Origin of the sequence: Vibrio splendidus 12E03 (genome assembly GCF_000272105.2) — a bacterium.
Lineage (GTDB): Bacteria > Pseudomonadota > Gammaproteobacteria > Enterobacterales > Vibrionaceae > Vibrio > Vibrio splendidus_I.
On record NZ_AJZD02000271.1, the window covers coordinates 1 to 22,812 of the forward strand.

General features: G+C 46.7%; 22 protein-coding genes. 6 read left to right on the forward strand and 16 right to left on the reverse strand.

The window, feature by feature from the left end:
- Positions 1–142 precede the first annotated feature (142 nt).
- Positions 143–1,072: a carbamate kinase gene (locus A142_RS17020; RefSeq protein ID WP_019821744.1), complete on the forward strand. Its 930-nt coding sequence runs from the start codon at positions 143–145 to the stop codon at positions 1,070–1,072.
- A gap of 211 nt (positions 1,073–1,283) precedes the next feature.
- Here A142_RS17020 and maiA read toward each other — a convergent pair whose 3' ends face one another.
- The 4 genes from maiA to hppD are packed head-to-tail and all read right to left on the reverse strand — an operon-like array spanning position 1,284 to position 5,283.
- The gene (gene maiA / locus A142_RS17025; RefSeq protein ID WP_019821745.1) at positions 1,284–1,988 is read right to left on the reverse strand and encodes a maleylacetoacetate isomerase; all 705 of its coding nucleotides are present in this window, start codon (positions 1,986–1,988) and stop codon (positions 1,284–1,286) included.
- Between the two features lie 21 nt (positions 1,989–2,009).
- Positions 2,010–3,047, reverse strand: coding sequence for a fumarylacetoacetate hydrolase family protein (locus tag A142_RS17030; RefSeq protein WP_019821746.1), 1,038 nt, complete (start codon positions 3,045–3,047; stop codon positions 2,010–2,012).
- Between the two features lie 9 nt (positions 3,048–3,056).
- Positions 3,057–4,217 carry a homogentisate 1,2-dioxygenase gene (locus A142_RS17035; protein ID WP_019821747.1) on the reverse strand — a complete coding sequence of 387 codons (1,161 nt, stop codon included), beginning with the start codon at positions 4,215–4,217 and terminating at the stop codon, positions 3,057–3,059.
- Complete coding sequence (gene hppD, locus A142_RS17040) at positions 4,210–5,283, reverse strand: 4-hydroxyphenylpyruvate dioxygenase (RefSeq protein ID WP_019821748.1); 1,074 nt, start codon at positions 5,281–5,283, stop codon at positions 4,210–4,212. Before hppD ends, A142_RS17035 begins: the two co-directional genes overlap by 8 nt.
- Before the next feature lie 91 nt (positions 5,284–5,374).
- Here hppD and A142_RS25470 point away from each other — a divergent pair, with 91 nt between their 5' ends.
- On the forward strand, positions 5,375–5,557 hold the full coding sequence (locus A142_RS25470) for a hypothetical protein (protein WP_019821749.1): 183 nt from the start codon (positions 5,375–5,377) through the stop codon (positions 5,555–5,557).
- A 94-nt stretch (positions 5,558–5,651) separates the two neighbouring features.
- Here the strand turns inward: A142_RS25470 and A142_RS17050 are convergent, their stop codons facing one another.
- From A142_RS17050 to A142_RS17075, 6 genes are all read right to left on the reverse strand, one after another.
- Entirely contained in the window at positions 5,652–6,311 is a 660-nt protein-coding gene (locus A142_RS17050) for an HAD family hydrolase (protein ID WP_019821750.1), read from the reverse strand.
- 1 nt (position 6,312) lies between these two features.
- A complete protein-coding gene (locus A142_RS17055) occupies positions 6,313–7,332 on the reverse strand; it encodes an ABC transporter ATP-binding protein (RefSeq protein ID WP_019821751.1) in 1,020 nt (339 codons plus the stop codon).
- Positions 7,332–8,117: an ABC transporter permease gene (locus tag A142_RS17060; protein WP_004732591.1), complete on the reverse strand. Its 786-nt coding sequence runs from the start codon at positions 8,115–8,117 to the stop codon at positions 7,332–7,334. Before A142_RS17060 ends, A142_RS17055 begins: the two co-directional genes overlap by 1 nt.
- A complete protein-coding gene (locus A142_RS17065; protein WP_019821752.1) occupies positions 8,117–9,010 on the reverse strand; it encodes an ABC transporter permease in 894 nt (297 codons plus the stop codon). The genes A142_RS17060 and A142_RS17065 overlap by 1 nt, the downstream gene beginning before the upstream one ends.
- Positions 9,007–9,885, reverse strand: a complete 879-nt coding sequence (locus A142_RS17070; RefSeq protein ID WP_019821753.1) for an alkaline phosphatase family protein — start codon at positions 9,883–9,885, stop codon at positions 9,007–9,009. Before A142_RS17070 ends, A142_RS17065 begins: the two co-directional genes overlap by 4 nt.
- A 61-nt stretch (positions 9,886–9,946) precedes the next feature.
- Positions 9,947–11,029: an ABC transporter substrate-binding protein gene (locus A142_RS17075; RefSeq protein WP_019821754.1), complete on the reverse strand. Its 1,083-nt coding sequence runs from the start codon at positions 11,027–11,029 to the stop codon at positions 9,947–9,949.
- A 211-nt stretch (positions 11,030–11,240) separates the two neighbouring features.
- Here A142_RS17075 and A142_RS17080 point away from each other — a divergent pair, with 211 nt between their 5' ends.
- Complete coding sequence (locus A142_RS17080; RefSeq protein WP_019821755.1) at positions 11,241–11,969, forward strand: UTRA domain-containing protein; 729 nt, start codon at positions 11,241–11,243, stop codon at positions 11,967–11,969.
- Between the two features lie 105 nt (positions 11,970–12,074).
- Here A142_RS17080 and A142_RS17085 read toward each other — a convergent pair whose 3' ends face one another.
- The 4 genes from A142_RS17085 to A142_RS17100 all read right to left on the reverse strand — a co-directional run bounded on the left by A142_RS17085 (position 12,075) and on the right by A142_RS17100 (position 15,323).
- Positions 12,075–12,929, reverse strand: a complete 855-nt coding sequence (locus A142_RS17085) for an amino acid ABC transporter ATP-binding protein (RefSeq protein ID WP_019821756.1) — start codon at positions 12,927–12,929, stop codon at positions 12,075–12,077.
- Complete coding sequence (locus A142_RS17090; protein ID WP_016767936.1) at positions 12,922–13,587, reverse strand: amino acid ABC transporter permease; 666 nt, start codon at positions 13,585–13,587, stop codon at positions 12,922–12,924. The genes A142_RS17085 and A142_RS17090 overlap by 8 nt, the downstream gene beginning before the upstream one ends.
- A 112-nt stretch (positions 13,588–13,699) precedes the next feature.
- The gene (locus tag A142_RS17095) at positions 13,700–14,341 is read right to left on the reverse strand and encodes an amino acid ABC transporter permease (protein WP_019821757.1); all 642 of its coding nucleotides are present in this window, start codon (positions 14,339–14,341) and stop codon (positions 13,700–13,702) included.
- A gap of 115 nt (positions 14,342–14,456) precedes the next feature.
- Complete coding sequence (locus tag A142_RS17100; protein ID WP_019821758.1) at positions 14,457–15,323, reverse strand: transporter substrate-binding domain-containing protein; 867 nt, start codon at positions 15,321–15,323, stop codon at positions 14,457–14,459.
- A gap of 239 nt (positions 15,324–15,562) precedes the next feature.
- On the opposite strand from A142_RS17100, the gene A142_RS17105 reads away from it, so the two are divergent.
- On the forward strand, positions 15,563–17,077 hold the full coding sequence (locus A142_RS17105) for a PLP-dependent aminotransferase family protein (RefSeq protein WP_019821759.1): 1,515 nt from the start codon (positions 15,563–15,565) through the stop codon (positions 17,075–17,077).
- Positions 17,078–17,276: 199 nt separating this feature from the next.
- On the opposite strand, the gene A142_RS17110 is transcribed toward A142_RS17105, so the two are convergent.
- Positions 17,277–18,593: an aspartate aminotransferase family protein gene (locus tag A142_RS17110; protein ID WP_029405410.1), complete on the reverse strand. Its 1,317-nt coding sequence runs from the start codon at positions 18,591–18,593 to the stop codon at positions 17,277–17,279.
- A 362-nt stretch (positions 18,594–18,955) separates the two neighbouring features.
- Between A142_RS17110 and A142_RS17115 the strand changes: the two genes are divergently transcribed.
- Together A142_RS17115 and A142_RS17120 are read left to right on the forward strand one after the other, a co-directional pair.
- Positions 18,956–19,651, forward strand: coding sequence for a sulfite exporter TauE/SafE family protein (locus A142_RS17115; protein WP_029405411.1), 696 nt, complete (start codon positions 18,956–18,958; stop codon positions 19,649–19,651).
- Positions 19,652–19,663: 12 nt separating this feature from the next.
- Complete coding sequence (locus A142_RS17120; RefSeq protein WP_017071252.1) at positions 19,664–20,416, forward strand: SDR family NAD(P)-dependent oxidoreductase; 753 nt, start codon at positions 19,664–19,666, stop codon at positions 20,414–20,416.
- A 151-nt stretch (positions 20,417–20,567) separates the two neighbouring features.
- Here A142_RS17120 and A142_RS17125 read toward each other — a convergent pair.
- Positions 20,568–22,812, reverse strand: a 2,245-nt coding sequence (locus A142_RS17125; protein WP_019821762.1) for a response regulator, incomplete at its 5' end; no start/stop codon positions are given.

Sequence of the window (22,812 nt, forward strand, 5' to 3'; positions counted from 1 at the left end):
ATACTATCTCGGCATGTTAATTACTTAAGAGTAATTAAAAACTTAGTCATTGTTATTAATAAGCTTGAATTTAATTAGAAACAAGCGGTTAATCCCTACGTAAAATAAATAAAATCATTATTAAATGATCGGAGACATTATCATGCGGATAGTATTAGCTTTAGGCGGTAACGCTCTTTTAGCAAGAGGCCAAGCATTAACGGCCGAGAACCAACGTGAAAATATAATCAAATCAGCGGCGAGTATTGCTGCAATCGCACGCGAGCATGAAATTGTTATCGTTCATGGTAATGGCCCACAAGTGGGTTTGTTGATGGAGCAGAACGCGGCTTATAGCGAATACTCACCAGAGACGACACCATACCCAATGGATGTACTCGGCTCTCAGACCTGTGGCATGGTGGGCTACATGTTACAACAAGAGCTCAGAAACATTGACACTGAATTAGACGTAGCGACGCTAGTCACGCAAACGGAAGTATGCAAACAAGACCCTGCGTTTGCTAACCCGACTAAATTTGTTGGCCCTGTATATACAGAGCAACGAGCTAAAGAGTTAATGGCTCAGAGCACAATGCAATTTAAAGCTGATGGCGAGTACTACCGTCGCGTGGTGCCTTCTCCTCTGCCCAAAAACATTGTTGAAATTCAGCAAATTGAAACTCTTCTAGATACAGAAAATCTTGTTATCGCTTGTGGCGGCGGCGGTGTTCCCGTGAGTATCGAGCAAGGTAAGAGTACTGGCGTAGAGTGCGTAATTGACAAAGATCTTACGGCTGAATTACTGGCTGAAAAAATCCATGCTGACTTATTTATTATCTTAACCGATGGTTCGATTTTCCGTAACTATGGTAAAGAAGACCAAGCAGAAATGAAGCAAGCAACGCCTGCTGGTTTAGCAGAATTTTCATTCCCTTCTGGTTCTATGGGGCCAAAAATTGATGCCGTTTGTAAATTCGTTGAAGCTGGATTGGGTAATGCGGCGATTGGTTCACTATTTGATTTAGATAAAATAATCACCAATGAAGCTGGTACTCTAATTACGAAAGGCGAAGGTGTTATTTATTATTAGAATTATCGAATGATAATCACCACTAATATAAAACCTTGGGTTAAAGCCTCTTATTTAATAACGAGGCTTTTTTATTAAGGCCATATTAGTACCAAATGGGATAAATATTCATTCACTCACTGCATTTAATATTTTTATTTTTGGAAACAGCTTCTTTCAAGAAACGGTTTGGTAGCGCAAGGGAAGAGTATTTGCGTTTACATCAATGAATCTACATGAACTCATTCGCATCCGCTTGATTCTCTGGCATCGCCTCAATAAAAGCGGGCAACTGATTACACGCCTCAACAATCGAGTTAATCAACGGATACGGCGACATATCAACGCCAAAGCGCAGCGCGTTATACACCTGCGGCACCAAGCAGATATCGACAATGCATGGTGAATCTGTGAGGCTATATACCGAGTCGCCGTGTGTTTTTCGGTGTTTGGCTAGCTTCTCTTCTAACGCTGAAAACCCTTGGCTCATCCAATAGTGAAGCCAATCCATTTTCACCTCTTGTTCGCAAGATAATTCTCTCTCCAAATATTGCAACACGCGCAGGTTATTAAGAGGATGAATTTCCATCGCAATATCCTGAGCCATCGCCAGTGCTTGATAGCGCAGCGGTGTTTGCACTGGAATAAGCGAGGAGTCAGGGCTGCTCTCACACAAATAGTGTTCATCGAGATATTGAAGAATAGCCAGTGACTGATTGAGTTGAACTTCACCATCCACCAGCACCGGCACTAATTCACTGGCGTTGAGCTCACGATATTGTGGGTCATGCTGCTCGCCGCCATTACGCACCAAGTGCACCGATTTAGACTCATAGTTGAGTTGCTTCAGGTTTAATCCAATACGCACTCGATAGGCTGCGGACGAGCGCCAGTAACCGTAAAGTATAGTGTTCTTGTTCACGATGCTCTCGTTCATACAGAAATCCTATTACGTGGATTATACCGCTCGATACTGGCTCACTTTTTGGTCTATCGCGCCAAAAATAGAATCACCCGCCGCATCAAACATCTCAAGCTTGATCGAATCGCCAAACGACATAAATTGAGTCGACGGCTTACCATCGCGAATCGTCTCTATCATGCGAACTTCGGCAATGCATGAATAACCCACTCCGCCCTCGGCAATTGAGGTGCCGTGGTCAGTGCCTTGCTTATTCGATACCGTGCCCGAGCCAATGATTGCACCGGCTGACAATGGACGAGTCTTCGCAGCGTGAACAACTAGTTCTGCAAAGTTGAAAGTCATATCCACGCCAGCATTCGGGCAACCAAAAGACTGGTCGTTGTAGGTCGATATCAACGGTAGATGTACCTTGCTGCCTTTCCACTGTTCGCCAAGCTCATCAGGTGTTACCGCAACCGGAGAGAACGCCGAAGACGGTTTAGACTGGAAGAAGCCAAAGCCTTTCGCGAGCTCAGCCGGAATCAAACCGCGCAGCGACACATCATTCACCAACATCAGCAAGCGAATCGACTCGTGCGCCTGTTTAGCACTGGCACCCATTGGTACATCACCAGTGACAATCGCTACCTCACCTTCGAAATCGATGCCCCATTCGTCGCTAGCAAATTCAATATTGTCACGTGGACCAATAAAGGCATCTGAGCCGCCTTGATACATAAGCGGATCGACCCAGAAGCTTTCTGGCATTTCAGCACCACGTGCTTTGCGCACCAGCTCAACGTGGTTTACATATGCGCTGCCATCAGCCCATTGATATGCGCGTGGCAGAGGTGATTCACAATACTGAGATGCAAACACTTCACTGCCAGTCACATGCCCGTTGTTTAACGAGGTGTATAACTCTTGTAACTGAGAAACCACGTTATCCCAGTTATCCAAAGCCACCTGCATGGTGGGTGCAAGGTGCATCGCATGGAAGATTTCAGTGGCAGCCACACATTGTTTGAGATCTTTGCTCACGACCATCAATAGACCATCGCGAGTGCCATTTTTCTTGGTTGCTAATTTCATCCTTGTCCCTTACTTCTTATCGTCAGCCATTTCTTTCAAACCAGAGTCTTGCCAACTGTAGACATATTCTTTGTTCTCAACGCTATCGAGTTCCTCAGAGAACTGCAGTGCATGGCGAGTATCAATCATCACCGCCACTTCATCGGTAAACTTCTTCTTATGCGCCTGACCCGCTTTAAAAGCCTTTGGATGAGGCCCATGCGTGAAACCCGCGGGGTGGAAAGTCACCATGCCCGCTTCAATGTTGTCGCGACTGAAGAAGTCACCAGCGTGATAGAAAAGCACTTCGTCGTAGTCATCATTGTTGTGGTAGAACGGCACTTTCAGCGCACCGGGGTCGCTCTCAATCGGGCGCGGCACAAAGGTACACACCACAAAGCCTGCGCCAACAAACGTAGTATGCGCAGAAGGTGGCAAGTGGTAGCGATGTGACATCAGCGGCCTGATATCGCGCCAATTCACTTTCACCACCGCTAAGTCGCCATGCCAACCAATTGCATCCAATGGATTGAACGGATAGGTGATCACGCTGACTTTGTCGTGGCGCTTCACCTGAACTTGAGTTTGGTTTTCTGAATATTGAGCGCGGAATTGATCATTGATAGAAGGGATGTCGAGCACCGCCGGATCAAACACCGCGTGATTGCCGACCATGCCTTTCTCTGGCAAAGAGTAAGCCGCGTCTGTGTTCTCAATCATCAAGATAAACATCGGCTCGCTGGGTTCCAAGCGCCAATTGGTCGAGCGCGGGATCATCACGTAGTCCCCTTCACTCACTTCTAAATGACCATAGTCACAATAGAGATCGGCGCTGCCTTGGTGAATGAACAGCAGCTCATCGCCATCGGAGTTACGCACCAAGAAATCCATCTTCTCATCCATGCGCCATACGCGGATTTTGCAGTCTGCGTTGTGCAAAAGATGAGGCACCGCCCAAGGGGTTATCTGGCTGGCTTTTTCCACCAGCGTAAAATCAAAAGCGCGAGGACGTAAATCGCCCTCCCACTCCGACCAACCTGTTGGGGCGTGTTGGTGATGAAAGTGAGCAGCAGGGCCGAAGAATCCACTTCGGCCCGCCTCTCGCTCATAGATTGCCTCTTCAGGGAAGTCGGCATGCGCTTGTTTAGAACACACCCCCTCCCGATGAGGAAACGAGATCCATTTATGCATCGTCTAATACTCCTCGACGAATCTGGTCCTCTTCAATCGATTCAAACAGCGCCTTGAAGTTACCTTCGCCAAAGCCTTCATTGCCTTTACGCTGAATGATTTCAAAGAACACAGGCCCGATTACTGTCTGCGTGAAAATTTGCAGCAAGATGCCGTCTTTGGTCGGTGCGCCATCAATCAGAACACGCAGGTCGCGCAGCAAATCAGTGTCTTCCCCGTGGCCTTTCACACGATCGTCAACTTTCTCATAGTAGGTATCTGGGGTTGGCATAAAGTCCATGCCGCGATCACGCAGAGTCTTCACGGTTTTGTAGATGTCATCCGTTGCGAGTGCGATGTGTTGGATGCCTTCGCCGTTGTACTCGCGAATGAACTCTTCGATTTGTGATTTGTCGTCGGAAGACTCATTGATAGGGATACGGATCTTGCCACACGGTGAGGTCATGGCGCGGCTCACAAGGCCTGTCAGCTTGCCTTCGATGTCGAAGTAGCGAATCTCACGGAAGTTACCAAGACGTTCATAGAACCCAGACCACACATCCATATTGCCTTGCTTCACGTTGTGCGTGAGGTGATCGATCTCGTAAAGGCCTACGTCAGCTTTCGCTATACGCTCTTGCGCGTCATCATAGAATCGGAAATCAACGTCGTAAATGCTCTGTTTGCCGTAGCGATCCACAAAATAAAGCAAACTTTCACCGATCCCATAAATGGCAGGAATGCTCAGCTCCATCGGCCCTATTTCTGTTTTATACTCTTCACCACCGCCCTTGAATGCTTGCTCCATAGCAGCCGTTGCCTCGTTGACACGAAAAGCCATGCCACAGACCGATGGCCCATGCACCTTGGCGAACGCTTCCGCTTGGCTGTGTGGTTGTTCATTAACGATAAAGTTGATGTCACCTTGTCGATACAGCCAAGCTTCTTTTGAGCGGTGCTTGGCGATCTCAGCAAAACCAAGTGACACAAACAGCGCTTTAAGTTGCTCTATTCCCTTGTGGTCAACGGCCGTGTATTCAACAAACTCGAATCCATCCGTGCCAAGCGGGTTGTATGTATCCACCATGAACTTTCTCCTTGTACCTATTGGTTTTGTGTTACGTGTTTGTGTGTTTTTTATCCTTAATTAAATTTGGCCCACAAGCGGAAAGATTGGAATGGATGGAAGGAAATGGGCAATAGCGCTAAAAGCCCGTCAAGTTGTAAAATATTTGTTACACAAAAAGCCTCACAACAACAAAATGAGTGCTATCAAGGGATTGAAAGATGGTGGTTTGATTTACAGCAGAGCAAGAGATGTTATTAAATTGTTACGCGCATCCTTTTGTCAGCTACGGTGATAAATCAAACATTAGCCTGATGATGCAAAAAAGCCGCTGTAGTCAGCGGCTTGATGAGTTCTAAGACGAACATGATTCAGAGATGGGTTAAGCGTTAATCCCAGTTGAGAATCGACCAATTCGGTTGATCGGCTAACGCTTTCAAACGCGGGCACGGGTTGACCAAATATGCAAAATCAGCGTGTTCACACAAAGGTAAGTCGTTGATTGAATCGGTATAAAAGTGAATGTCTGAGTAGTTGGTTTCTTGATTGTCTAACCACTCTTTTAAACGCGTCACTTTGCCTTCACGGTAGCTTGGCACACCTGAGATCTGAGACGTGAAACGGCCTTGGTTTTCAATCAAATCAATACCGAGTGCGTTCTCAATACCAATCTTACGACCGACCGCTTCCACTAAGAAAGTCACGCTGGCAGAGATGATCAACATGTCGATATCATCATTCTCAAGCTGCTCAATCAAAGGTTTCGACTGCTTGAACTGTCTAGGCAAAATATGCTGTTCAACACACTCTTCCACCAATGCGCTGACTTGCTCTGTTGGCATATCGGCCAGTGGCTGCATGGAAAATGTTAGGTAATCTTCCATGTTCAATTTACCTTCCGAATACAGGCCCATTAAGCGCTTATCTTCTTCAATAAAGTTAGGCGCAGTGGCAATACCCTTTTCAACCAAGAACGCATTCCAGAGCATCGCTGCATCGGCATTGATCAGCGTTTCATCCATATCAAATACATACAAAGGTTTGAACATCTTAGGCTCTCACAGGTTGAATTTCGTTAAGGTTAAACAGGAGTTCAAGTTGGCTACCGTTTGCCAACAGTCGTTCAGAAGAACGGTTAAGCAGGTCGACCGTTAATTCACACTCATCAACGTCCACTTGATAGCGAATCACATTGCCTAATAGCTGGTGATTGCGAATGGTACCGGTTTTCGGCGCAGAGATATGTTCGCCATACTGTCGGCCTTGCTCTTTAACGTAGATAGATTCAGGTCGAATCGCCACTTTCCACTCGGTTTCAATATTAAACAGCTGCTTAGCTTTGTTGGCTTGCACCAGATTGTAGTGACCCATGAACCCCGCCACGAATTCATTGGCAGGTTGAGTGTAGATCTCTTCTGGTGTACCTGCTTGGACTATCTGACCTTTATTCATCAAGAAGATACGGTCAGACATGATCATCGCTTCTTCTTGATCGTGAGTCACGAAGATCGTGGTCAGGCTCATCTCTTTTTGAATATCTCGGATCTGTTGGCGTAGGTGCTTTCGGATCTTCGCATCCAGCGCCGAAAGCGGTTCATCGAGCAATAGAATACGCGGCTTGAGCACCAAGGCTCTTGCCAAGGCGACACGCTGACGCTGACCGCCCGATAACTGATGCGGATAGAACCTCTCTTTGCCCGTTAAATCCACCAGCCCAATCACTTTTGCGACTTCACGCTTAATCTCGTTAGCAGCAAGCTTTTTCATCTTAAGGCCAAACGCAATGTTGCCTTCAACCGTCATGTTCGGGAACAGCGCATAAGATTGAAACACCATGCCGATGCCACGCTGTTGCGGCACTTGGTGAGTAATCTCTTCACCGTTCACCCAGATCTCGCCACCATCAACAGGATTCAGGCCTGCCAAGCTGCGTAGCAGAGTCGATTTACCGCAACCACTTGGGCCAAGCAGAGTAATGAATTCACCCTTCTCGATGGAAAATTCAATGTCTTCAAACACCGTATTGTCACCAAAGCGCTTGGTGAGGTTTTTCGCATTTACATAGCTCATTATTTTGTTCCCTGGCTGAAACGACTTGCCAACCAAGTCAGTAAGAAAATAAACAGGAAGTACGTCATCACAAGGGCTGACGTGAAGTGGCCACTGGTTTGACGCATGTTGTATAGGTAGATTTGCAGTGTCTCGTAGCGTGTTCCTACCAAGATATTAGCGAACACAAACTCGCCCAATAGGAACGAGAACGACAAGAACAGCGACGCCATTAAGCCTTTCTTAAGGTTTGGCAAAATAATCAATAAAAACGCCTTGGTCGTGCTTGCACCGAGTAGGTGTGCTGCGTCCATCAAGTCATGCAAGTTAATCGCTTCAAAGCTGTTGGCAATCGCGCGATACATAAATGGCAACGCAATGGTGAAGTAGGTGCCAATCAAAATCCACGGCGTGCCTATCAAGGAAATTTCACTATCAGCATACAGTTGAAGCAAGCCAACCGATGACACCACAGGAGGCACGGCGAACGGCAATAAGATCAGGATATTCATCACCTTGTCGAGTTTCGGGAAATAGTAAAACACAACGAAAATCGCAGGCAGAACCAACACCACACTCAATGACAGCGCAGCGACACAGATAAACAGTGAACGACCAAAGGCTTGCAAGAAGCGAGGATCGGTCAGCAGGTTGATGTACCAATCTAACGTGAAGCCATCCGGCAGGATCGTTGCGCCCCATCGAGAAGAGATCGAGTAGATAAAGGTCGCTAAGATCGGGATCATCATGATGCCGACAATCGAGTAGACAACCGTTTTATGAAAGCGAGTATTTACGGTGTTCATTACTTTCTCTTCCCCGCGTAGCTTTTGCTGATCAGCCATTGGTTAATCACAGTGATAAAGGCCAGCATCGCCATCAGAATCACGGAGATTGCGGCAGCTAGGTTAGGCTCTAAGAACAAGTCGCCCGATACCAAACTCGCGATACGAATCGTAATCACGTTGTAGTTGCCCGAGGTTAGCGCATACACACTCGCATACGCGCCAATCGCGTTAGCAATCAAAATAATGAAGGTACCAAGCAAGGCAGGAGATAACACAGGCAGCGCAATTTTGGTCCAGTATTGCCATGTTTTCGCACCAAGCAGTGCTGAGGCAGCTTGCCAGTCATCGCTAAGGGCATCAAAAGCTGGATACAGCAACAACACCGCCAATGGGATCTGGAAGTAGATGTAAATCGCCAGCAAGCCCCACTTGCCGTACAAGTCGAAGTCCCCCAGCAATCCGTACTGCTTGAGCAATAAGGTGATTGCCCCGTTAGTGCCTAAGATAATGATGAAGGCGAACGACAGAGGCACACCAGAGAAGTTGCTGCTCATGTTGGTGAAGGCAATCACCGCATCGCGGATTTTAGAATCAACGCGGCGCAATGAAGAGACCAACAGAGTCGCAATCGCCAAGCCAACAATACTCGACCAAACCGACAGCCATAAACTGTTGCCGAAGGCTTGCATCATGAAAGCAGAATCGAATATTTCAGAGTAGTTTTCAAGAGAGAGCTCGTCGTCGTAGAAGAAGCTGTTGATCAACACCCAAACCATAGGTGCCAGTTGAAACAGATAGAAAAATAGGGCGAAAGGCGCAAGCCACAAAGCGGGCTTGAAGCGTTGAAATAAAGATTTGGTTTTGGGTTGAAGCACAGAGCCATCGCTCTGCGTGATTACAGAACTGCTCATAGGGCCAACAATTCCTGAGTGTAAGATTTATCGTGTTCAAGGTTGAGTAACTGACACACGCTGCCGCATATATCGGTCTGTTTCACTGAACATTCTTGGTGTGTGAATTGATCGCCAATCACAAAAAATGGAACTTCACGCTCTTCAGGCAGAATCCCACCATGAGACAAGTCATTGTTCATACCGTGGTCACTGGTGATGATCACCTGATAACCATCGTCTACCCATTTCTCAAGGTAGTTCGACAGGTAGATATCCGCACCACGTGCACTGTTGCGGTACTGGCGAGAATCTAACCCATGCTTGTGCCCAATATCGTCAATGTTCATTGGGTGAACCAACAAGAAGTCAGGTTGATGAGTGACACGCAGGTGCTCTGCATCCAAGAACAAGGCTTCATCTGGGTAGTGGTCCCAATGGTAGAAACAGCCATGTTGGATATTCATGGTTTCATCGTTGGTAAAACGGTCGCGCACAGCGTCAAACGGTGCTCGGTTATACAACTCGCTCACCCAATGATAGGCCGCAGCAGCCGTCACTTTGCCCTGTGACTTAGCCAAGCTAAAGATCGACTCATGACTCGACAAACGCACGATTTGGTTGTTAACGATGCCACTCTCAACAGGGCGAACTCCCGTTAAAATGCATTCATACAAAGGGCGTGACATAGACGGCAGTTCACACTGCATTGGGTAAAGTGTGGCGCGCAGCTTATTTTTCTGCGTGCTCTGCGAAGTGCTCTGTTTCTTGTACGAATCGCCCTGTTTTTCATGAAGATCTTTAAGTTCTAGAAGACCGTTCAGGTAGCCCATGCAATCACGGGCTACCTGATAATTCAGTCCATCTAGAACAACAAGGATAACCTTATTGCTCATGGTCTATTCTCTATTGCTTGTTTATATAAGCCACCCGTTACAGGTGGCATGTTAAGCGGGGTTATTGTTGGTGAATCAATACGCTTTCTTGCCATTGACGTGGCAGGCGACGTGCTGATTTTTCCCATGCTGAGAAGTCAGTTACTGGATGAACGTTGCTGTATTGCTCGTTCGAGATCAGCTTGTCTTGTACTGATTGAGGTAGCGTAACGCTGCTACGGATTGGGCGTGCGTAACCTTCTGCTAGATTGATTTGGCCTTGGTCGCTGAAGATGTATTCACGAGCCAACTTCGCCGCGTTCGGGTTTTTCGCGTATTTGTTGATGATGGTGGTGTAACCAGAGATCACAGAGCCATCTTGTGGAATGCTTACCGTAAAGCGCTCACGGTCGATCTTGTCGCGGTAGTTCAATGCGTTGAAATCCCACATGATCGCCACTTCTACTTCGCCTTTTTCAAGGTTCGCGATGCTTGGATCTGTGTAAGACAGACGACCTTGCTTCGCTAGTTCACCAAAGAATTTAATCGCTGGTTTTAGGTTTGACTCGTCACCGCCGTTAGCAAATGCAGCCGCGAGAATCGCGTTGTTTGCTTGCGCTGCTACGCCTACGTCACCAACAGTGACTTTGTAGTCGCCTTCAAGTAGGTCGCTCCAAGATTTTGGTGCATCTTCAACAAGGTTGTTGTTTGAAATGAACGAGATAGTGCCTGTGTAAGCCAGAGCCCAGTGACCATCTTTATCTTTCGCCCAGTCTGGAATGTCATTCCAAGTCGTTGGCTTGTATGGCTGTGTTACGTCTTTCTGCACAGCGACACGTGCAAAGGCGAAACCAACGTCACCGAGATCTGCGGTTGCGTTTCTTTTCTCTGCTTCAAATTTCGAGATCTCTTGTGCCGAGCTCATGTCTGTATCCTGATGCTTCAAACCGTAGTTTGCTTTCAGATCAGCCCATGTGCCTTTCCAGTTTGCCCAACTGTCTGGCATGCCCACACTGTAAACCGCACCCTCTTTTTGAGCGGCTTCAATCAGTGATTCAAGATCAGCATCCTTCGCCATCGCTGGCATTGAAAGTGTTGCCGTTATTAACGTTGCGCCAATCAGTTTAGCTGGCGATACAGTTGAACGGCTAAGCAAAGTTTTCATTGTCTCTATCCCTCTGGACTAGGTCAGTAAGTTCGTTTTGTATGCTATCGCCGGAGTGTGACGCTTTCGCGCAACTTATTTGACAGTTCAGATGCATTTACATGGCAGTTATATTTCACTCATATGACAATAAGCCTTTGTTTACTGTCACATTCCTGTTAACTCCGTGGTTTACCTTATTGAGCACACGAACTTATGGACTAGATCAGTAATGAGAACATTGGCAACAGGACAATCAGGGACACAGCTAGGCAGAATTAAGGCAAGCATCAGAGAACAGCTTCAATCTGGCATCTTCACCGAGGGGCAAAAACTGCCATCTGAAAGAGAACTCAGTGAGCTGTTTTCCACCACACGAATCACGCTCAAAGATGCACTGGTGTCTCTAGAAACCGAAGGCTTGATATACCGAGAAGAGCGCCGAGGCTGGTATGTGTCACCCGAACGTATTCGCTATAACCCATTGTCACGTTCTCACTTTCATCAAATGATTCGCGAACAAGATCGCATCGCAGAAACAAGGCTGCTGAGCACCCGCACAGAGATGGCGGCTGGCGATTACGCCAAATCATTAGAGATAGAACAAATCACCCCGATACACGTGATTGAGCGATTACGATTTATTGATGGCAGAGCGGTACTGTTCGTTGAAAACGTATTGAAAGCGCCCCTGTTTGAAAAAATATTGTCGGAAAACCTCACCATGTCGCTGACAGGTATCTACCGAGAAAAATACGGCTATGAGACAAAACGATCGCGCTTTGATGTGATTCCCACTTCAGCCCCAGCACATGTCGCTAAGGCGTTAAATTTGGCTGAAGGGCAACCTGTTCTTAAGATCTGTCGAGTGAACTACAAACAAGATGGTGAGTTGATAGACTGCGAACTGGAATACTGGCGACCCGATTCTGTGGTGATCCATATTGATAGCATTGGGTAATGCTGTGCCTGCTTAAGAGAAGAACCCCACACATACAAAAACTCCAACTAATTGAGTCGGAGTTTTTTTAACGATCAAACATTAAGGTGATATGAATCATCTAACTCATGAATCAAGCTTAAGGAACTGCCTTACCCTTGGTGAGTCTGGATTAGTGAAGAACTTCTCTGGGTTGGATTTCTCAATCAAGATGCCCTTCTCGAGAAATACCACCTGATCCGACACCTGACGCGCGAACTCCATCTCATGAGTCACTACCACCATGGTGTAGCCCTCTTGAGATAGCTTCTTCATCACCAGTAGTACCTCTTCGACCAATTCAGGGTCGAGCGCCGAGGTTGGCTCATCAAACAGCAATACATCCGGTTCCATCGCGAGCGCCCTAGCAATCGCGACGCGTTGCTTTTGTCCACCCGATAACATACTTGGGTAACTCTCTAGCTTGTGAGACATCCCAACCTTATCGAGTTGCTTGCGAGCCATCTCTTCAGCGTCTGATTTCGCTATCTTCTTAACATGTACCAGCGCTTCCATGACGTTTTGTAAAACGGTGAGATGCGGCCATAAGTTGAAGCTTTGAAAGACCATCCCAAGGCGCTCTCGAAGTTTCGCCAACTCTTTGTATTTGGGCGGCTTACCCGTTTCAGAGTTGATACCAATACGCTCATCACCCATGAAGATCGTGCCGCGTTCTGGTTGTTCTAACCAGTTCATGCAGCGTAATAGCGTCGATTTACCCGACCCAGACGAACCGAGAATACTCACCACATCGCCTTTGTTGATGGTGAGGTTGATGTCTCGTAACACTTCGATGCCATCAAACTGTTTCGACAAATTTTCAATGTTGATGATTGTCTCGCGCTCTTCCAACAGTGGCTCGCACTCAATCACTTCCAAACTGACTCCCAAAGAGGGGTTACTCGGTGCTTCTGTTTCAATAATCTCTGATTGTTTAAGCATGGCTAAGCCCTCTAAGTTCAACTTTGGTTTGGATTCGTTTGGTAATGGTTTCAAGTGCAATACTTACCGCCCAGTAGAGCGCAATCGCAATGATGAAGGCATTCAATGGGATGAAGTAGGTCGATTGAATACTGTTGGCTGCCGCGGTAATTTCTGCGACGGTAATGATGCTAAGAAACGCAGTGTCTTTTAAGCAGATGATAAGTTGGTTAGTGATCAGAGGAACCGACTTAAATAACACGTTGGGTGTGATGACTCGGGTGAAGGTTTTGAGCTTAGAAAAGCCATAAGCGTGCGCCGCTTCGATGTAACCAGGCTCTAACCCTTTACGTACACCGCGGAAAATCTCACAGAAATACGTACCATGATAGAGGCTGAGCGCGATGATTCCCGCTGTCACTGCATCTAGTCGAATGCCAACCTGAGGCAAACCGTAATAGAGCAGGTAAGCTAAGATCAGAAACGGTAAGGTGCGCATCATGCCTATCAAACTATTGATGGTGTATTTCACACCGAGTCTCGAGTTTTCGAGACAGTACAACAAACCAATACCTATGACGAAACTCAAGATTGAAGACGAAACAAAAAGATAAAATGTGGTCACAAAACCAGAAGCAAACAGCTCTTTTTGTTGCCAGATAATATTCCATTCTTCCATATTTACTCCTTAAATTTACCCACTCAATGACGCTTCATAAGCAGGTAAATGGCGTTGCTGACCAAGTCGTTATGACGGCCAAACTGTTGCTGCTGTTAACAGATGTATGCACTTATTGCTGCAGATAAGTGGCTCTGTTTTCAGCCACAGCTTGCAACTTCACCAGCACGCCAATAATCAACATGTAGATGGCACCAGCACATAAGATTGGCCCGAGTGGCTCATAGGTAACCGCTGCAATTCGGTTGGTGACACGGGTTAGATCCACGATACCGATCACTGCAATCGCTGGGCTGCCTTTGATTAAGAACGACATCTCATTGACGAGCGCAGGTAAGCTCATGATCACCATCTGTGGGAACATGATTCGGCGGAAGTAAGTTATGCGTCGCATGCCAATCGCTTCGGCCGCTTCCATTTGCCCTTTTGAAAAGTTGAGAAAGGCATTGCGCCAAATTTCTGCATTGAATGCCGATGTGTTGAGCGTGAGCGCTAAGATGGCAGAAACGTGTTTGTCTAAATTGATGCCAAATGACGGGAACGAAAGAAAGATAAACAGAGCCAGTGTCACCAAAGGTGTTGCTCGTGCCCAGCTGACATAGATACCCAGCATTTGATCCACAAACGGGATTTTCATCATTCGAATTAAAGCAATGACTAGCCCGATGACGACACCTAATACAATCGAGACTGCCGATATCCATGCCGTAGCCCACGCGCCCTGTAGCAACTGTTCCCAAGCGTAATAATCCATAAACGACCTCTTTCGATAGGTTTTGCGCAAATGACTCATGGGTTAAACCGCTTTGAACCCATTGGCATGGACACAAACAGCCGTTAACTGTTTGTGTCAGCGCATGCTTATCCATCTATTGGACTGCTGTTAGCTTGTGATACTGCTCAACCGAAGTGATAGCCTCTGAAGGCAGTTGGTCGAACGACTCACCGAACCACTTCTTCTGCAACTCCGCCATTTTTCCTGTTTGCTCTAGGTGCAGGAAAAACTCCGTTAAATAAGCCAAAAGCTCAGGGTTCTCTTTAGGAACAGGCCAGCTCACGAAACCAGGACCAGACACCGCCTCACCTTTTTTGAACACCTTCGACTTGGATTTCACTACCTCATTAACTGACACGACACTGTTGATCACGTAGTCTATTCGGCCGATTGCCAAGTCGGAATATGCTTCTGGGTAGGATTGGTACTGAACCACTTTACCCAAAGACTTGCCCTGTGCTTCGAGCATCACTTCTAGCTCTGGAAGCCTTTCTAGCAAAGCACTGCCCGCTTGTAAGCCCACGGTTTTGCCATCTAAATCGGCTACCGTATTAATGTCTTCCGCATCAGCTCTGGTTAAGAAGTAATGCTGCGCTGAAGCGATAGGTGGTGTGAAGTCAAAGGCCTTCAAGCGAGCATCAGTAATGATCGCGCCAGTTAACGCCACATCATATTGACCAGCTGATACCGAAGCGAGTAGTCCTGTCCAAGGTAAGATCTCTTGTTCAATATCGAACTTCGAATATTCACGCAGTTCATCAAGCAGATCTTTATTAATCCCAGCTGGATTACCACGATCGATGTAGTTGAATGGCGAATAGTTATCTTCTGTCGCCACTTTCATAAAACCTTGCTTTTCGATGGCTGCAAGCTCGGATGCTTGAGCGATACCAAAATAACCCAGTACGACTGTTGCTGCCGCTGTTGAAACCCATGCCTTCATCGTCATTCCCTGTTTCATACGCTTTCCTTATCGAGATTATTTGCCTGCCTTTACTTTATGAACGGAATGCCTCGAAGACGTAGAGCCAATTTAATTTTCGGGTTGGGACAGAGCTATTTTTAGGTTAGAGCAGTGCATCTTTCACATTAGATACCGTTCAAAAGCCAGTCCTTAAAATATCCATATGAACTCTGGCTCATTTCTTGCTCTTTTATACAAATAGGACCGAGGTTTACTGAGAATAAGGACTGTATCTCATGGCGATAAATCACAATTGTTTCATCGAGTTTGATTCCAAAAGAAGCCTACAAGAACAAGTACGTAGCTATTTGGTGACAGCGATATTGAATGGTATTTTTCCGGCTGAACAAGCGCTTCCATCTTGTCGTAAGCTGTCTAGCCAATTGGGCGTTTCACGCAATACTGTCTCCTTGGTGTACGACAGTTTGCTCGACGATGGCTACCTCACCAGTAAGCCTCGCAGCGGCTATTACCTTTCAGAAAAGTATCAGAATCCGAGTGACACTATCGATGCGAGTTTGGATCATTTTGAATCAACCGACAGCGACAATGCACCGGATTGGAGCAAACGCGTTAAGCTGCAATTGGGCCAATACCCACGCATCGTCAAACCCTCGCATTGGAGTTGTTACCAATACCCATTTATTTTTGGCCAACCCTCTATCAACGACTTCCCGTTAGCTCAATGGCGAGAAGCGACAAGAAAGGTCACCTCAGACCCACATGATCACCGCTGGCTTTGCGACAAGGTCGATAAAGACGTCGATATGCTGGTGGAACAGATACGCACGAGAGTGCTCCCACAGCGCAGTATTCATGCTCAAAGTGATGAGATTTTAATAACATTAGGCTCGCAGAACGCGCTCTATCTGCTCTCCACCTTATTGATGAATCATCAGAGCCGAGTCGGTGTCGAGAACCCCGGTTACAAAGAAGCGAACCACATCTTTAATCTCTCTGGCGCACAGTTACACCCACATCAAGTGGATGAACAAGGTTTAAGGTTCAATGAGCACTCTTCACTGTGTGATCACTTCTATGTCACACCCAGCCACCAAGCGCCCACAGGCGTGACCATGAGTGACGAACGTCGAACTCAGTTACTTGAGATGGCTAAAGCCAATGATGCAGTGATTATCGAAGATGACTATGATGCCGAGTGCAACGTGGAGTGGAACCCTAAACCTGCGCTGAAAGCCAGTGATAAAGAAGGGCGTGTCATCTACGTCAGCAGCTTCTCTAAGCTACTGGCACCCGGCTTAAGGTTAGGCTACATCGTGGCACCTGAAGAGCTAATCTACGACCTTAGAATACTGCGTAGGTTGATGTATCGACACGCACCAAGTCGCGTTCAAATGGAAGTGGCTCACTTTATTGAACAAGGCTACTACGACAGCTTTGTGAGGCGTTTTAGAGAAAACACGCGCCAACGTTGGAAGCTGATCAACGATGCGGTCTTAAAATACTTACCGGACTGCAAGCGACTGGCTCAGAGTGAGCAAGCCAACTCTTTGTGGCTACAAACGCCGAGTCACATCAATAGCCAGCGCTTAGCATCACGAGCCGCTCAAAAAGGGATTTTGATTGAGACAGGATATTCTCACTTCATGACCGATCCCGAAACCAAGTTGAGCAATGAAACTTCATCCGAATTTGATCCCAATTCTTATTTCAGACTAGGGTTTCACGCCATCGACAAAGACTTGATTGCACCCGGCATTAAAGAGCTATCAGAGGTAATGAAGAGCTAGCATCGCGTTATATGGACGTTGTTATTCAAGAAAATGACGTAAAAAAGAGCATCAATCGATGCTCTTTTTCGTCTATACCTAATCAATTAAGAGCTAGACACTCAAAAGCTAAGAACTCCGGAAAAAATAAGCACTTTGAAAAGGACGGGGAATCCTATACCAAAGTGCTGTGTTTCTGTGTTAGCTATCTTTTGAAGAGTTAAGAAGCGAGCTCAAGCAAAACTTCATCAATGATCTTCACGCCTTTCTTAATTTCACTCGGTTGAATCACCAGAGGCGGAGCGACGTGAATGCGGTTATTGACAATGAAGGTCAACAAGCCTCGTTTGGTTAGTTCCGCTTTCAATTTGCCCATTTTTTCATTGCTCAATGGAGTCTTGCTTTCACGATCTTCCACCAGCTCGACCGCCCAAAACATTCCTTTACCGCGTACATCACCGATCATCGGGTGCAACTCTTGGAGACTCAGTAAAAGTGGCCCTAGAACGCTGTTACCGACATTATCGGCATGTGTGACAATGCCCTCTTGCTCCATCACATCGAGCGTTGCAACGATAGAAGCCATCGCCAAAGGGTGACCAGAATACGTCAAGCCGCCCATAAAGAAATTCGACTTAAAGTACTCAACAATTGGTTCACTGACTACCACGCCACCAGCCGGAACATAACCCGAGTTAACCCCTTTCGCGAAAGTGATCAGATCCGGTACAACATTGAAATGCTCAAACGCAAACCACTTACCCGTTCGGCCAAAACCCACCATGACTTCATCGAAGATCAATTGAATGCCGTACTTGGTTGCAAGCTCACGCACACCAACAAGGTAGTCTTTAGGCGGAATGAGAAAGCCTGCTGTTCCGGGAATAGTCTCTAAGATAATCGCCGCAATCGCCGTTGGCCCTTCGCACTCAATCACTCGCTCTAAATGCTGCAGGGCACGCTCACTCTCTTCTGCCTCAGTCACCGCGTTGAATTCGCTTCGATAGAGAAATGGATTGAAGAAGTGAACGTGCCCACGGCTATACTCGTTTGGAATTCGACGAAAGTCCCCCGTCGCAGCAATAGCAGTACCTGTATTGCCATGGTAAGAACGGTAAGCAGATAGCACCTTATCGCGCCCAGTGAATTGTCGCGCCATGCGTATCGCATTTTCGTTGGCGTCTGCCCCTGCATTGGTAAAGAACACTTTCTTAAACGTGCTTGGCGCTTTCGACAAGATGCGCCTGGCCGCCAAACCGCGAGTGAGGTTTGCGGTCGCAGGGGCAACTGTTACCAATGAGTCCGCTTGATCTTTAATCGCTTTGATCACTTGTGGATGCTGATGACCAATGTTGGTATTGACGAGCTGGCTACTAAAATCAAGGTACTCTTTACCTTCGTAGTCCCACATTTTGCATCCTTGCCCACCCGCAATGGCGATAGGCTCCGCTGCTTCTTGAATCGACCAAGAATGAAATACGCTCTTGTCGAGGTCGATAATATCTTGGTTCACAAGCTGTTCTGTTGATACTTCCATTTCATCGTCTCCATTAACAACACTAGATTCACAGCCGCTCGTGCTTGGCTCGTCTTCGAGAATGAAAGACACAAAACACGACATTGAAAAGGCTGCGCTATCGGATGGAATAATCTTCATCCCAAACAGGGCGGAGCTCATAGTGTCAGTTTCAACAAAACATTGGGCCAGTACATCAGCCCAAGTCTCATCCCCGATCCAACAAACAGCCTGACCCAATCCAATCGTCGATCTGGCTCTATTCAAAACTCTTAGGTGTGAATAGATTGAAAGGCAGACGAGACAGGTCTCATCGAACGCTAATTAACGCAGCAGCAATATCAAAAGCAAAAAGGTGAGTAAGAGTGGAAATGGGCTTGGCGATGACATTGATTCTGTTTGCAGGTGTAGTGCGAGGCTATTCAGGGTTTGGGTTTGCGATTATTGCAGCGCTATCCCTCAGCTTTATTGTTCCACCTCTGCAAGCCGTGACCATTGGAATCCTGTTGGATTTTTTAAGTACTTTTCCTCTGCTCAAACGCAGTAAGTCCACCATCAACATTCAACTTATTACACCGTTGTGTATTGGCATGTTGGTTGCGGTGCCCTTCTCGCTGTACTTCATTAGCACGATATCTGAATCAGGCTTAAAGGCCTTTATCGCGATGATGTCTTTAGTCGCTGGCACATTAATCATTTGCGACTTTCGCCTCACATGGTTACACCAGCGACACGCATTTTGGGCGGGGGCAATTTCTGGATTCAGCATGACTACCACTTCTTCGGGAGGGCCTCCGTTAGTGACGTATTTGATGAACCTGACCATTGAAACCAGTGAGCAAAGAGCCACTGCAATTGTGTTTTTTCTACTAAGTTCCGCGATCTCACAGATCGGCTTCATGTGGATTGGCGCATTTAACCAAGGATCGTTTATCACTGGTTTATGGCTCTTACCTGCAGCTTTGATTGGCAATCTACTCGGGCAAAAGCTGTATCTATCAGCGCCGAATTTGTCTGCAAAAACAACGACCGCGCCGATTTTGATCGGCATGGCACTACTTATGTTAATTTCAAATTAGAAGGATGTATTTATGGATAAGATAGCGTTCATTACAGGGGCAACCTCTGGTTTCGGCAAAGCGGCAGCAAAACGTTTTGCAGAAGATAACTGGTCGTTAGTGTTGTCTGGTCGTCGAATCGAAAGGCTACTCGACCTAAAGGAAGAATTAACGGTTCCTGTGCATGTAATTCAACTCGACGTTCGAGACGCAGACGCCGTAAAACAAGCCATTGATTCACTACCTGCTGAATTCTCATCGATCACCGCATTGGTCAATAATGCAGGATTAGCCTTGGCACCAGAAGGCTCGCCTGATGTGGACTTGAAAGACTGGCACACAATGATCGACACCAATGTCACTGGCTTGGTTAATGTTACTCACGCGCTGCTGCCGACGTTAATTAAAAAAGGCGCAGGAAGCTCGATCATCAATGTTGGATCAATCGCCGGGCAATGGCCTTACCCAGGAAGCCATGTGTATGGTGCCAGCAAAGCATTCGTAAAACAGTTCAGTTACAACCTACGTTGCGACCTACAAGGCACAGGGGTACGAGTGACTGACCTTTCCCCTGGTATTGCAGAAACGGAATTTACTCTAGTAAGAACCAAAGGTAATCAGACGGCTTCAGACAATCTTTACCAAGGCACCACACCGTTGTCAGCAGAGGATATTGCCGAGCAGATGTTTTATATCGCAACCTTGCCAGATCACATCAACATTAACCGAGTCGAAGTGATGCCGACCCGTCAAGCATGGTCTGCATTCGCAATCGATAGGGACTAAGTTCAAACCGACACAAACAAAAAAGGTGGTCTTTTCAGGCCACCTTTGTCATTTCTTTCACACGATACTTCAAATATAACCAACGGCATAAAAGACGGTGTCTAACTCGCCTCATTACTCTTTTAATGAAAGTAAGATTAGATATACTCAACTAAACAATTTGCTGCTCATGCTCTTTGTTTGATTCGGTCTCTTTCGACAAGAAACTCGCTACGATCTCTCTCAGTTTGCCTTGGTTAACCGGTTTAGGTAAAAACTCATCCATGCCTACATCGAAGCACAAATGCTTGTCTCGCTGTACGACGTTGGCCGTCAGCGCAACGATTGGAATGTGCTTTGAAGAGCCTTCTTCGAGCGCTCGGATCTGCTTGGTCGCTTCGAAGCCATCGAGAACCGGCATCTGACAATCCATAAAAATCATCTCGTATTCGTTGGCTTTGAATTTCTCGACACCAATTTCACCGTTGTCGGCAATATCAACCTCAAAGCCAAGCTTCTTGAGCATCATCTTGGCAACTTGCTGGTTTACTCGCGAGTCTTCAACGACCAAAACCGTACCACTAAACTCTCCGGCAACCGCGACAGGTTTTGACTCTGCTTGAACTGGAGCTTGTTTAACGGCTTGCGGGGCGTTTACAGAGACATTGGAAGCCTCTTTAACAACCGCCGCAGGTTTGCTTAACGGCACAGGTTCATTGTCTTTAAACGCAACCTCTCCTCTGTTCGGATAGGTAAAGACTGAAGTATCAGCCGCTCTCGCGAGTACCTCACTGATGGTCCATTTAAGCTGATTATCTTGGTAAGGACGCGCAATGTAGGCAACAAAACCGACTTGTTTAGCACGAGCTTCATCTTGCTTTCTAGGGTCAGCAGAGATCATCACTAACTTAGGACACTCGCTACCAAAGCGTTCAACTAAGCTTCTCGCCAGTTGAAAGCCATCAACGGACGGCATCACTTTGTCTATCAGCACAAGGTCATAAGGTGATGACTGAGCCACAGACTCTGAAACCAACTCTAACGCTTGGTTTGCCGTTTCACAGCACTCAGACTTAACGCCAAAGGATTGAAGCTGTGTAGACGTTATACGCATGTTCAGCTGGCTATCATCCACAAGCAGAACCGAAACCTTATTAAAATCGATATTGCTTTCATCGGCTTCTAAACACGGGTCAAAGTCAGCCGTAAAATAGAAGGTACTGCCCTTACCTTCAACACTGGTGAGTTCAAGCTTGCTGCCCATCAATGTCACGATCTTCTCGCATATTGTTAGACCAAGCCCTGTTCCTCCGTAAATACGTGTGGTACTGCCGTCGGCTTGTTGAAACTTATCGAACACCGATTTCTGTTTGTCTTCTGCAATACCGATACCGCTGTCGACAACCTCGAACTTCACTCTGAGTTTTTGTTCAGGCTCAACCACCTCTTCCAAACGAAGTGAGAGCGTGACGTGGCCGTGCTCGGTAAATTTAATCGCGTTGCCTACTAAGTTATTTAGGACTTGTCTTAGTTGAGTACCGTCGCCAATCACCATGGTTGGGATCTTAGGGTCTATCGCTAATTGGAATCGAAGCCCTTTCTGTTCCGCTTTCACACGGAAGGTTGATTCAACGTCGGCCGCAATGCCCATCATTTTCATCGGCTCTTGTTGAAGCTCTAGACGCCCCGCTTCGATCTTCGAGTAATCGAGAATGTCATTGATTAAGTCGAGCAAAGTAAGCGAAGAGGTGTTGAGCATGTTGATGTACTCTTTTTGCTCTTTCGGCATATCCATTTCAGAGAGTAAAGACGACAACCCTATAATCCCATTCATTGGGGTACGAATTTCGTGACTCATATTGGCAAGGAATTCACTTTTATTACGGTTGGCCACCTCAGCAACATCTTTAGCTTTTTCCAGCTCTTGATATTGTTGACGAATACGTTCTACCGATCGGTTATAGCTACTCTCTAGAGTCGATATCTCATCTTTGTAAGTAGAGTGAGTTGGCGTTATAAAGCGCGGTTTGTTGTCTTCGACCTGTTGTTGGTTGATTTGGGAAGACATGGTCATCAAACGTTTTACGACAAGACGATAGACGATGGTTAAACATACCAGAGACAACAAGAAGATTTTAACGGCTTCGAAGGCGAGCAACAGTAACACTCGTTCTTCAAAGTCATCTAGGATCATGCTCAAGTCTGATTGCACTGTGAGCGTCGCCAACGGGAAGTCTGTGCCGCCCATCTGGTGCACCATTTCCCAAGACTGAGAATAAGATTGGCCTTCGGTCTTTTGACCTAACTCTAGAATTTTTTCATCGGGACTTTCGATAAGAAGGTAACTGACCGAAGGGAGGCGAGAGATGCCTTCGGCTTGCACAAACAATTGCTCTCGATCTTCCACCCACAAACTG